This is a genomic window from Marinobacter sp. L-46 (genome assembly GCF_056859535.1).
In genome coordinates, this window is the sequence record NZ_JBSXOP010000032.1 from 1 (window position 1) to 11899 (window position 11899).

The 11899-nt window shown below is 52.2% G+C and carries 10 protein-coding genes; 4 read left to right on the forward strand and 6 right to left on the reverse strand.

The window, feature by feature from the left end:
* Nucleotides 1–333 (forward strand): transposase (locus AC13DJ_RS02800; RefSeq protein WP_482936969.1); only part of this gene is annotated, 333 nt, incomplete at its 5' end.
* A gap of 170 nt (nt 334–503) precedes the next feature.
* On the opposite strand, the gene pglX is transcribed toward AC13DJ_RS02800, so the two are convergent.
* The 6 genes from pglX to AC13DJ_RS02830 all read right to left on the reverse strand — a co-directional run bounded on the left by pglX (nt 504) and on the right by AC13DJ_RS02830 (nt 9118).
* Complete coding sequence (gene pglX / locus AC13DJ_RS02805; protein WP_482933707.1) at nt 504–2321, reverse strand: BREX-1 system adenine-specific DNA-methyltransferase PglX; 1818 nt, start codon at nt 2319–2321, stop codon at nt 504–506.
* An 84-nt stretch (nt 2322–2405) separates the two neighbouring features.
* Nucleotides 2406–4079 carry an ATP-binding protein gene (locus tag AC13DJ_RS02810; protein WP_482933706.1) on the reverse strand — a complete coding sequence of 558 codons (1674 nt, stop codon included), beginning with the start codon at nt 4077–4079 and terminating at the stop codon, nt 2406–2408.
* Nucleotides 4080–4087: 8 nt separating this feature from the next.
* Nucleotides 4088–7657 (reverse strand): BREX system P-loop protein BrxC, encoded by a 3570-nt coding sequence (brxC, locus tag AC13DJ_RS02815; protein ID WP_482933705.1) that lies wholly within the window; start codon nt 7655–7657, stop codon nt 4088–4090.
* Between the two features lie 29 nt (nt 7658–7686).
* Nucleotides 7687–8298, reverse strand: a complete 612-nt coding sequence (locus AC13DJ_RS02820) for a DUF1788 domain-containing protein (protein WP_264630556.1) — start codon at nt 8296–8298, stop codon at nt 7687–7689.
* Nucleotides 8295–8909: a DUF1819 family protein gene (locus tag AC13DJ_RS02825; protein ID WP_482933704.1), complete on the reverse strand. Its 615-nt coding sequence runs from the start codon at nt 8907–8909 to the stop codon at nt 8295–8297. Before AC13DJ_RS02825 ends, AC13DJ_RS02820 begins: the two co-directional genes overlap by 4 nt.
* Nucleotides 8906–9118, reverse strand: a complete 213-nt coding sequence (locus tag AC13DJ_RS02830) for a helix-turn-helix domain-containing protein (protein WP_022990200.1) — start codon at nt 9116–9118, stop codon at nt 8906–8908. Before AC13DJ_RS02830 ends, AC13DJ_RS02825 begins: the two co-directional genes overlap by 4 nt.
* A 480-nt stretch (nt 9119–9598) precedes the next feature.
* Here AC13DJ_RS02830 and AC13DJ_RS02835 point away from each other — a divergent pair, with 480 nt between their 5' ends.
* From AC13DJ_RS02835 to repC, 3 genes are read left to right on the forward strand one after another with little or no spacing between them, the layout of a single operon-like run.
* On the forward strand, nt 9599–9934 hold the full coding sequence (locus tag AC13DJ_RS02835) for a helix-turn-helix domain-containing protein (RefSeq protein WP_482933703.1): 336 nt from the start codon (nt 9599–9601) through the stop codon (nt 9932–9934).
* Complete coding sequence (locus tag AC13DJ_RS02840; RefSeq protein WP_482933702.1) at nt 9934–10836, forward strand: helicase RepA family protein; 903 nt, start codon at nt 9934–9936, stop codon at nt 10834–10836. The genes AC13DJ_RS02835 and AC13DJ_RS02840 overlap by 1 nt, the downstream gene beginning before the upstream one ends.
* Nucleotides 10823–11674, forward strand: a complete 852-nt coding sequence (repC, locus tag AC13DJ_RS02845) for a replication protein C, IncQ-type (protein ID WP_482933701.1) — start codon at nt 10823–10825, stop codon at nt 11672–11674. The genes AC13DJ_RS02840 and repC overlap by 14 nt, the downstream gene beginning before the upstream one ends.
* Nucleotides 11675–11899 lie beyond the last annotated feature (225 nt).

The following is an 11899-nucleotide window of genomic DNA, read 5'->3' on the forward strand; positions in this document are numbered from 1 at the left end:
GCCACCAGCGAACAGTTTCACAGTGAGTTCAAGACCGACCTGGACCTGGAGCGCCTGCCCTCCGGCAAGTTCGACACCAACAACCTGGTCATGGCCTTCGCAACGATGGGGTACAACGTGCTGCGCTGGATGGGCCTGAGACTGACCGCCCCAGATGCGCCAGTGCGCCATCCGGCCAAGCGCCGCCGCCTGAGAACGGTGATGCAGGAACTGATGACCATGGCCTGCCGCCTGGTGCACAGCGGCCGGCAGTGGATTCTGCGCTTTGGTCGGCACTGTCCGGGCTTTGCCGTTTACCAAGATCTTTACGAAGGAATCGCCTCCTCCGGATAAGCCAATTCGACAACGGCCATATCTTAAAACCACCCGGGAAACCATGCCGGGGCAATCCGCTATTGCCTGGCGACCCTGGCTTGATCAAAAAACAGCCAAATCCTGGTGGCTGGTCGACTTCAGCCTGCACGTTCCAGGCATTATCAACCTGCTTTTGGTCAAGTTTTCACTCACATTAGTGCCGATGGCGCTTTGCGGGGTATATTGGCCTGCAAAGTCACTGATTCAGGTTCTGGATAAAGATGTTGAAAAACCTTTTTGTGCAACTTGAAAAAGTGTCCAACCCTTCCATGTGATTTCCGCTTTCTAACAACGAATGCCGTTGAACCCCAATCAATACCAAAGATCCCTCTTCCCATATGTAGCATTGACTCAATAAAGTAATTTTCAACAAGCGTATTACGCAATCCACTAAAAGATGATAGGAACAACCAAGACGGCAAATTGATCATCCCTACGAATCCGTCGCTCGTGATCATGTTCATACAACGTTCCATGAACATGGAAAACAGGTCTGCCTGACTGTTCGGATAATTGCTTTTTGCCCACGCAGAAAGTCTGGAATTCATATTCCTGCGTCCCATATACGGCGGATTGGCAATCACCACATGGTATTTCGGGCTCAGGTAATCGGCTTGCAGCAGAGCTTGCAGAACCTTCTGGTGGGTCATGCTGACAAACAGCTGGCCGGAGACGTTCTTTGACTCCAGAATCCTGAGCATGCCGTCCACGTCGGTCACATCCGGACGGATTAGGGAACCAAAGTTATCGGCCTCTTCGAACTGACGCAGGGTGGTTTGCAGCGGAGCAGCGAACAGATCACGCCCGACAAAGTCCATGTATTCCTTTAGCTCACCCTCGTCGAAACGCACACTCTCCAGCACACAAATATTGGGCTGCACCGGCTTCCGGAAGAATCGGCGCTGCTTTGACCGTGCCTTCATAGTTAAGGCAAAAGCGGCCAGTTCCCCGGCGCGTTCGTCGATCTCGATGCCGTAGAGGTTGTGGGTGAGGATCTTCTCTGGAATCTCGGCAGGCTCGTAACCTTCCTCTTCGTAAATGGCATACAGCAGATCGAATGCATACGTCAGCATATGGCCGGAGCCGCAGGCCGGGTCACAGATCTTGATCTCTTCCGGGCTATTGATCCGCAGGAAGTCAGTCTCAGGCTCTTCCGGCTTAATGTAGTAATCCATCCGTTCAATCAGGCCTGAGTCTGGCCGGTTGAGCATCCAGAGACGGCCCAGCGAGTTTTCCACCAGATACCGAACAATCCAGTGCGGCGTGAACAGCTGGGTCGCCGCCGGGATATTTTCGGGAGTAACCTTCTTGTTTTTCTTAAGATCAGCGAATACTTGGTCTTTCTTCTCGGAGATATAGAACTGATACAGCCAGCCGATAACCTCGACATCTTCACAAGTATCCGGCGTCATGGCTTCGCGGGTATAGGCCAGGATCGAGTTGCCTGAAAGCAGGTCATCCGGCATCAACAGCTCGGTGTAGTCGTCAATGCGTTCGAACAGGAACGGCATCGCGCTGTACCAATAGTTACATGCGGCTACGACCAGCAGGCGATAGGCTTCCCCCTGGGGATCCTGGCTAGGCGTTTTACCATCCAGCAACGCGAAGATTTTCTGGCGAGCCTTATCTGGAACGATTTCTTCATCGATATGCCCCATTTTGGCATCTGCCAGGATCTCCGGCTGGAACTGCCCCTCTGCAGGAGACACCACGCCAACCCGGTTATAGCGGTTCACGTCCATAAACCGTAGAGCGGAAAATCGGTTGAACCAGATATAGGCTACCCGCTCGATAATTTGCTCTTTGCCCTGCTCCGCTATCGCCTCTTCCAGCTTTCTGACGGATTCAGGCCTCTCCCGCCTTGCGGGGTTCTCTTCCGACAAAACCAGCTTGAGCTTGGCTGAGACTTGCTCTATCAAGCTACGGCGGGCAAATTGAGCAAATTTTTTGAGCTTTGTGGTTTCCATAACTTCTTGCCTTAATGCTGATCGTTACCGGTTGTTATGCGCTGGCGTATAAACCGGCGTATATATTCACGCCCCGCGTGTAAATTAACGCGCTCGTTTGTAACTGGCCCCTTTAAGATCACCTTCTTTCTCAATCTCGCCCCGTTTCCTGAGTTTCGACAATAGCTTGTAGGCCTGGTCTGGACTGATGTGACAAAGCTCAACCACGTCTGCTCGTTTAATGCTGCCGTGAAGATCGATATAGCTCATCACCATTTGTTCCTGCTGTATGGTGTCAAAGCCTGCCTGACGCACGTAAGCGGCTTTCTCCCCCGCGCCTCTGTATACCTTGGCGCTCAGCGTATAAGTGCGACCTGCCCCACCACCGTGAGCTTTCACCAGTCCTGCTTCTACCAGCTTTTCCAGAGTGCCCCTTACGGCCGTTTCAGGTTTCTGAACAGACTTAGCCAGATCAACGGTTTTTAAACGCCGTTCATTGCGCAAACGGGACAGAATGATCAGGCTATCGATAGGCATTTCAGTGCCAGTCTGCTCTTCCCGCTCGACAATCATGCGCAGGAACTCGGCGTCCGCGTCTGCCGCGCTCATGCGCACAGAGACGGTGTGAGCAGACGACATGGAGTAGTCGGGGGCGGTGCGCCCGTAGCGGAGCATACCCTCGAAGATCCGGTCGATGCCCCGGCCAGTGCGTTCGGCCAGGCCGATGCGCTTGATAATGTCAGCCAGCAAGGGGTTACGGGAGCGAGGGTCAGCCACCAGAAGGTTGTCCAGGTTGACGCCCTCCACAAAACCACCGGGATTGCTGATGCTCAGGCCGTCGTCGTCCAGTTTGACGTGCACGGCGCCCAGGGCACTGTAGTCGCGGTGAACCAGGGCGTTCACAAAGGCTTCCCGGAAGGCCCGGCGGTCGAAGTTGGGGATGGGCACGCGAAACAGCCCGACCTGAATCTCCTCTTCCTCCACCCGGGCGCGGAATAGCAGCTCTACTTCTTCAAACGTCTCTAATAGCGGCTTGCGGTAAAACTCGTTAACCAGCACGTCGGTGCCGCGTAGTACCTGAAACGCCACCTCATGAGAGGGCAGGTGTTGTCTCAACTGCATTTCATTGCCTAGCAAGAGTAAACCGGCAACGGTTGGGCGGCGCTGCCCCCCGGTGTTCACAGTCAGCCCCAATGCACCGTCCAGCTCATCATCTGCCAAGGGCAGCAAGCTCTGGTCACCACCATATTTTTTGATGGCGTTACGGATGCGAATCCGCTGAATTGGGTCCAGGTCTTCAACGGAAAGGTTATCCACAGGCAGTGCCGAGGGATCCGTAACGCCGAGGCTGGACTCACGTTGAACGAACTCATGTGGATAAAATGGGACGGCTTCCGGCGTTCCATCCATGCGCAGGCGGCGCCGCTGCAATAGCCCCTCGGAGGTTGAGACCAGCTGCCGGGATTTCGGAACCCGAATCCTCGCAATGGGCTGGCCACTCAGTTCGTGGGGTTCAACACGCACAGCCAATGATGGAAGGGTTTTGTTGGCAATGAGCGCTGGCAATGTGCTCAGGTTGCGGTGGTTCGCGTGAAGGCCTGTGGGCGTGCCGTCGTCCTCCACACCCAGGAACAGATCTCCACCCTCTGTGTTGGCAAGAGCTACCACTGCCGCAATCAGCTCCCGGTCAGGTAAGCATTTCAGGTCGCTTTTAAATTCTACGGTGAGGTTTTCACCCCCTGCGACCAGTGCCGGTACGTCGTGTTCTGTGTCGTGCATGTTTCTTCCTAGATTTGCACTTTCCGGCCTTGCCGAATTTCCGCGAGCAAGGCATCACGAAGAGAGTTCAGGTAACGGTCTACATCGCCCTCATCAGCCAACCAGGCCTTGTTGAAGGCTACATGCAGGTTGCGTGACTGAACGTATTCCTCGGCTACTTCTTTGATCCCTTCTGGCTGCCAGTCATCTTCGCCAACCGTGCCCGGATCTTTTGGTTCAACCGGTTCAGCTTTTTGTTTGGCTAGAGAGACCATTTTGGCGAGCAGTTTTTGATAACCCTGTTCTTCAAAGTACCGAAGCCGGTCTTTGATCACGGCAATCAAGGTTTCCTGGCCGATGGATTCCGTCAGCTCCAGGAAGGGTTTATTCAGCTCTTCCTGACGTGGCTCCGGCAGGGATTGGTATTCTTCCATGCTTTGCATTCTCTGCTGCATGGTCTGTAGCGACTTCTCCGCCTCGGCCCGGGTGTGCTGTACCTTTTCGTCAATTCGCCCCTGCAGGCTGTCCAGATACCCTTTTAGCTGTTGGATGCGGTTGCCCTTGTAGCACTTGGGATCGTTCAGAATGGCGCGGATCTTGGCGACCTCATCGCCCGGGACATAGATGAAGTTAGGCTCCTGGTTCTGAAGGAACGAGCGGGCCTGGTTGTAGATATCTTTTTGAGAGCCACTCATGAACTTTCGGATGGGGTCTATAACATCCTCTTTCATGTCCAACAGGCGGTCTTCCTGTTTGCCCAGCTCTGTCAGGTGCCAGGTGTAGGGTTTACCTGAAACCTCTTTCAGGCTTTCCAATACCGGCGTTAACGCATTGAGAAATGGGTACTGCTCTGCCTGTGATGCCAGCGGGCTGAGCGTGTGAACCATTTCCTGGAAGGCTTCACCCGTCTCTTTGCCCAGCGCTTTTGCCTCGCTGCTTCGGGGTGGGCTGTCAAAAAAGTCCTCATAGAACGATTTCAGTGCTCTTACCTGAGAAGCGGTGAACTCAACTTGTGGCTCGAGCACGACGTTGCCTTGGCCGTGGGTGTTACGCAGGGCTCGTTCGAGCTCGCTGTCTTCCAGTATGTTGCCATCGAGGCGAACTTCTACTTTGCCACGTGCGCACAGATTGGCCAGCGTGCAGAGAATTGCTGCGTAGTACCAGCCGTAGGGTTTGCGCTCAAACTTCTCCAGCAGGCTCTTCAGTGTGGTGCGGACGCCACCCCGGTTATTGCTCTGGATAAAGGCCAGAACTTCCTGCTCTGATTCCGCCAAGGTGGTTGCGTCATTACCAAACAGACCATCTTCTGTACGGTTGAGACAATTACTGATGTCGTTTTCACTATAGGAGACACCACGGAGCATGCGGAGGTTGGGATAGGCCCTGGTGATCAACTCGTGAAAGCCACGGATGATGCGTGACTGGGCATCTTCGTTCGACACCTCAACATCGGCACCGCCAATCATGAGCTTGGATTTACCGAGCAGGAGCTGTACCTGCTGCCGCAGACGGGCCTCACGTTCCCGGTTCTGGAACCCCTTATCGTTCAGGATTCGTTTTACCGCTTCCTGCTGAGTGACCGAGTTATTCTGTTTGATGTATTTCTCAGTGCGTTTGAACATGAGCAGGTCGCGCACCAGGCGTTCGTCTGACGGCATCACAACAAACAATTCGTCCGCCTTGTAGGTGGAGGCGGTACGTAGCATTTGTTCGTTGTCTGTGTGCTCATGGAACGGGCTGATCACGTTTATGGACAGCTCGTGTTCACGGCCATGCAGACGGTCATCCAGTTTGCGGGAATACGGGTAATCCTGACCTGAGTTCTGTGAGGACTCGGTATCGTAGCGAATCTTGCGCTGCTTGATGATGAAGTCGAAGATGATCTTTTCCAGCTCATCTTCGACAACCGATGATTCAACCTCTGTGTTTTTGATTTCCTCCTCAACGTCTTTTTCTTCGTCTGTGAGGTACTCGTACTGGTCACCATTGCGCTGGATATAAGTTTGTTGCTCCAGCAGGTTCAGTGCTTCCTCTACCCTCTTCCGAAGAGCTGGCAGGTCCTGATTAAAATCATCAAGCATCAGAACGCACAGGTTGCGCACTGTAGACTTGAACTCTTTGACGTATTTCACCAGGAACAGGACTTTCAGCAACCGGATAGCGAAATCGTTATCCAGATTCTTTTCAGCCTGGATGATGGCCTTTTGTATCTGGGATTTCAGTGCGGACCGGATCCCTTCGAACATCAGATCAAAGGTGGCAAGCTGGCCTACCTTGTGGTCGCCAATATGAACAGCCACCTGCCGAAAAACACCCAACATGGAACGCTCGCCCACTGAGCTGTGCTTACCCTCGAAGGCGTTATGCTGGGACAGGTTCTGAATGGCCGACTGAAACAGTGAAAACTGGTACGGCACAAAGGGATAGCTGTGGATAAAGTGGTCGCGATCCCTGAAGTTGCGATAGGTAGCAGAGCCATCCGCAAAATCGAAGAGGGTTTTAAAGTTGTTGGATTGGTCGTGGTAGAGATCTGATAGCTGGTTAACGCCATCGTCGGTCTTGGTCAGCAAGCGTTTCTGGATGACTTCTGCCACGTCAGCACTGGACAACTTCATGCGGTTATTGAAACGCGCCTGAATCTTCGAAAAGTCATTCCCCTGCTGTTTGCCCATCTCGCCAACAACGTTTTTCATCTCTTCCTGAGCCGTGACGATGATCCACGCCCTGCCCCGGCACTTGGTTGCCAGGCTCTCAGCAATGGTTTGCAGGTTGGTCATCAGCTTGGTGTTGTCAGCGATGTACTGGCCCACTTCATCGACAAAAAAGTTCAGGCGGAATTCACTGTGGCCGCCCTCTTTCGCCTTTTTCTCGATGTAGCTGTTTACGTTGTCTGCAAAATCCTCAATCGATACACGGTAGTCGCTCCGGTATTTGTCGAGGATACCCATGGCAGATTGTTGGTCTTCACCGGTAACCAATGAATACGCTTTTGCAATGTTTCCACCTTCCAGAAGGGCTTGCTCCCGCCCTCTTTGCCAGGTGCGACCTGCCACCTTTTCGTATTCAGATTTGAACTGTTCGTACAGACCACGGCTGTCCAGGTCTCGCTCAAACTGCGCGATGTGGCCCTGTTTACCGAAGTAGCCACACATTTCATCGAACACTTTCACGAACACAGCCAGCAACGCATCAATCTGGGTTTTACTGATAACGTCCGCTTTCTGGTCAATGTTGAACAAAATGCTTTTGGACGGGATAGATACTGCCCGCTTGAGATCACCCCGAAGAATCTCGTTTTCACTGCACTTGGGCAGGAACAAGTCGAGAGTTGAAGCGCCATCAACTTCACGATCCTCTAGCAGCAGAGCCAGCATCTTAAGCAAATGCGACTTACCAGAGCCGAAGAAGCCTGATACCCAAACGCCATTGGCGCCCTCGTAGTTGTTGTAGGCATCAAGAAACTGCTCGAGGCGTTTTTCGACCTCGTTGGTCAGCACATATTCTTCGATTTCCAGACGGAGGCTTTCTTCGTCATCGGCTTTGATTACGCCTTCAATCGGGCGATCAACGGGCTTGAGAAAGATGTTCTTCAGTGTCATGTCACTTCCCTTCGAATGATTGCGTCCGTTCAGGGTTCGTAATGGAAAATGTTGAACGCACGGTAGTACTTGTCGTCATGCAGCCGACCAAACAGATCCAGCGAGGCGCCTGTCTCCAAGGAGTGGGTGTAGGTGCCTGGGAAAAACATCACCGTTGGCTGATCCTTGGCGGTACTTTGTAGGTTGTTGAGTACGTTGTGAGAACGTATGTAGGGGAAGACTTCGCCCACACCAGACAGGAACAGAACGTCAAACTCAGCGCCCTGGATTTTTTGAGCAATCACCGGTACCAGGTGGTGTTCCGGATCCAGAACGCCCTGCAACAGCTCTTTGAATTGTTCTTTCGAGACTGTGGATTCCGCTTCAAGCACCTGATCCCATATTCCTCTTTCCTGCAAGATATCCACAGACAGGTCGTACAGGTTGAGACTGAGAATACGGATACCGGTCTGTTCCAGCCGGTTTACCAACTGCCTTTGGAGCCGCTCCATTTCAACGGCTTCTTCGGGACGGTATGGGCAAATAAAAAACGGCACCTCATTACCCAGTCCCTGCTTATTCAGAAACCGTTGGCCTGAGACCACACTAAACAGGTGTTGATACCTGTCCTGCATTGGCATTCTGGCAATGTCTTTGCTCAAACGGATATCCTCCCGATATCAGACTCGTAGACCGGAAAATACAACAGTTCCTGCGGATTGTTGTGACGGAGCATTTCCACAAGCCCCGGACTCAACAGTACAGCGTTGATGGCATTGTCTTTTCCTAACAAACCCGCCTCTCTCAGCATTCTAAACAGCACCTGGCGCAGCTTATCCCGTGTTGAATCGCTGGCTTTATCCAGTTCCTCATGCCACTCCGCTTTTCGGTTGTAGAACGCATCAAAGTCTTCCAGGCCCAAGTCCAGCTTCATAGCCAGAAAACGTTCATGCAGCACTTCCACAGCGAAATCCGCAACAAAACGATAAAGACGGCATACAGCAACCCACAGCAGATGAGCCTGGTCCTGATGATTTGCTTCTACCAAAAACTTCAGTTCCTCATTGTTCAGGGTTTTCAGACGCGCTATAGCCTCGCGGCAGGTGCGTTTCGCCGTGCTTTCTGTCCTGGCCTGGAGCAGGTTTTCACTCAGAGCTTGAGTACGCACTGCTTCCCAGTCATTCAGTGCTTGATAGAGCTCTGCCAGAGGAACTGATTCCGGGTGATACAAGCTTCCCGAGGTGAAAGAAATCCTGTACCTGTCCTTCGTCATGCGCCGCGACCGCCCTTGTTCGCCTGATCCGAAGCTCCACCGCCTCTCACCCAGTCGTCTACCTCGGTTTTCTTGAACTTCCAGAATCTGCCCACTTTGTGGGCAGGCATTCGATGCTTGTCGATCCAGCGGTACACCGAGTCGCTGCTCACGCCGAGGTACTGACTAATCTCATCAACCGATAACCAGCGGTCATCCAGTTCGTGCATGCGTTTGTTCCCCAATTTGATAGAGCTCGAGAGTTATCAACCGCCTATCAGGAATTGCTTAAAAAGGTAGTCACCAATATATAGCGCGATGCCACAGGTAACAACCGCACTGGTAGGCATTAGCATGCATAAGGCGAGAGAGCTTGGATCTGTCTCGACGGTACACCTTTAGTGCGACATCTGGAGTCGCTGAGATGTATTTTGAGCTTTATCCCAGGGGACAGGATCTTTCACATGTGAAAGAGATTTCGCTGGTTGGATCCCGGTGAAAACTTTCACATGTGAAAGTTTTGGCTGACAGGTGTTGACGGCAGTTGTCAGATGTTGACCAGGAAAACCATAACTTATTGATTTTAAATAAAATTCAAATTTTCTTCGGAACCCGCTCTTTCCGCCCTTTTTGGGCAGTTCCAGAGGCCAAGTTTTTTCTGATACTGGTTTACCTTAATCCCCGTTGTTTCACACACGAGGAGAAAAACCATGGCAGAACAAATGGTAGCCCGAAAACCCGTCGCTTCTTCCGGCGAGATCATGAACGAGCTGAAAAAATTACAGCAACTTCTAGCTAAACAGCACCAAAGTGAGAAACCGATTTTGTCTGTTGATGAATGCGCTGAGCTTTTAGGCCTGTCTGTAAGCTATCTATACCGGCTGACCAGTGAGAAGCGCGTGCCCCATTACAAACCTCACGGCAAAAAAATCTATTTTCGAAGAGAGGAAATCATTGAATGGGCTCTATCCAATCGCGTCACACCGGATGGTGAGATTACAGACCGTATTCGCACCTACGCACATCGAGCTCGCAGAGGTGTGTGATGGGTATCGGCAACTTTATCAGATTTATCAACAAGCAGGATCCGACTGTTTTTGAGGGAGAACTCTCTCACTGGCCCATAAATGTGAAAGGTGCCTTCGAAAACCCAGGCCCCAGGGTTAACTTTCTGATTCCGGGAATGATCCGGGGCTCCGTTGGCGCTCTGGTAGCACCTGGGGGTGCCGGAAAATCTATTTTTGCCCTACAACTCTCAGTGTGGCTGACGTCCGGCGCGGACATACTCGGCCTTGGTGAAGCTCCTAAGAACCAAGCGGTCGCCTATTTATCCGCGGAGGATCCATTGCCTGTGCTTGGAGACCGTTTGTACGCCATAGGGGAAGGTCTCTCTGAACAGCAAAAAATGATAGTTGAAGACAATCTCATGGTTATGCCACTGGATGGGATACGACCCAACCTATTGTCGTCAACCTGGATAACCGCATTACAAGGGTTAGCTGAAGAACACGATCTAATAATTTTTGACACTCTGCGAAGATTTCACGAATGCGATGAAAATGACGGGAGTGCGATGGCACGGTTGTTGGGGAATTTGGAGTTAATCGCGTCACGGACGAGCTGCAGCATGCTGTTTCTCCACCACACTAGTAAAACGGCGCTTTGGAATTCTGCGGGAGATCAGCAGCAGGCCAGTCGAGGATCTTCAGTGCTGACCGACAACATCCGATGGCAGGGTTATCTCACCGCCATGACGCCCGGTGAAGCGAAAAAATTCGGGATCACACTCGAACCCACCTCTCACTATGTTCGTTTTGGCGTGAGCAAAGCGAATTACCATCCCGGACTCCATCCGAAGTGGTATGTCCGTGGGACAGCCGGCGTACTTCAGCCTGTTGACCTTGTAACTCAAGCTCCCCGGAGGATTCAGCGCCGTGCAGCAGTATGAGCTGGATCACGCCAGACATGATGCCGTCCATTGTTTAGCGCCCGGCCTGTTTCGAGCGCTACAGCGGGGCGAACGAAGAACATCGAAACTCGATGTTGTTTATGAGTTTGGTCAGAGCCAGAGAGTCGAGTTCAGCGGGCCAGAACCGCTCGGTGCAGATGATCTGCGTGTATTACAAGGACTCGTCGCTCTCGCCGGCCTCGAGGGAAGAATTTTGACCTCAACACCAAAATCGGCGGCTGGCATTGCACTTCGAAATCTCCTTGAACCCAGATGGCAAGCATTCTCTGAAGATGCCGTGGTAGTTGAATCAAGCTACCGCCGCCTGGCTCGAGAGATTGGATACTCGAAAATCGATGCCTCTGATTCGATCAAAAAATGTATCGAAAGATTGTGGAAAGTGTCGGTGATCGTTCAATCTCCTGCCGGCAGCCGAAGAGGCTTCCGGCTATTGGCAGACTACCGTAGTGACGAGACATCACAGGGAGTTCATGTAGCCCTCAACCCAATGATTGCAGGCGCCATTCTTGGTGAATCTCGCCATGTCCGCATCAGCATGGCAGAAATCCGGGCCCTCAGGAGTGAAGCCTCTAGGCTTTTACATCAACGACTTTGTGCGTGGATTAACCCAGGCACTGCTCGGAAAGTCGAGCTCAAGACTCTATGTGGCTATGTTTTTGTCACGGAAGCGAGTGCTTCAACCACTCGTAAGCGATTGAGCAGAACCAGAGAAGCTATAGAAGAGCTGGGTAACATTGGGTGGAAGATAACCGAGTACTCCAAAGACCGATATGAAATCCGAAGGCCCACCGTTAACAGTCACAAACTACCCCGTTAACGGTCACAATACCCCCCTTAACAGTCACACCAAAAATGCCGGAAACTCAGCTGTATCAAGCTATTCCGGCACATTCACGGATCTGAGAGTTATGGTGATTTCTGGTGTATGGAAGCAGGCTGAAGGGGTGGCGTATCCTGTTGGTTGATCACCGCCAAGATCACAACCAACAGAGGAATGATACGCCATGTCCGAGTCTAACCTGCATGCTCTTTCACAACCAGA

Bases quoted from the DNA above. Each gene is read 5' to 3' on its own strand.
- AC13DJ_RS02830 (WP_022990200.1), bottom strand. From the start codon at position 9,118: ATGCACGAACTGGATGACCGCTGGTTATCGGTTGATGAGATTAGTCAG.
- AC13DJ_RS02835 (WP_482933703.1), top strand. From the start codon at position 9,599: ATGGCAGAACAAATGGTAGCCCGAAAACCCGTCGCTTCTTCCGGCGAG.
- AC13DJ_RS02810 (WP_482933706.1), bottom strand. From the start codon at position 4,079: ATGCACGACACAGAACACGACGTACCGGCACTGGTCGCAGGGGGTGAA.
- brxC (WP_482933705.1), bottom strand. From the start codon at position 7,657: ATGACACTGAAGAACATCTTTCTCAAGCCCGTTGATCGCCCGATTGAA.
- pglX (WP_482933707.1), bottom strand. From the start codon at position 2,321: ATGGAAACCACAAAGCTCAAAAAATTTGCTCAATTTGCCCGCCGTAGC.
- AC13DJ_RS02825 (WP_482933704.1), bottom strand. From the start codon at position 8,909: ATGACGAAGGACAGGTACAGGATTTCTTTCACCTCGGGAAGCTTGTAT.
- AC13DJ_RS02840 (WP_482933702.1), top strand. From the start codon at position 9,934: ATGGGTATCGGCAACTTTATCAGATTTATCAACAAGCAGGATCCGACT.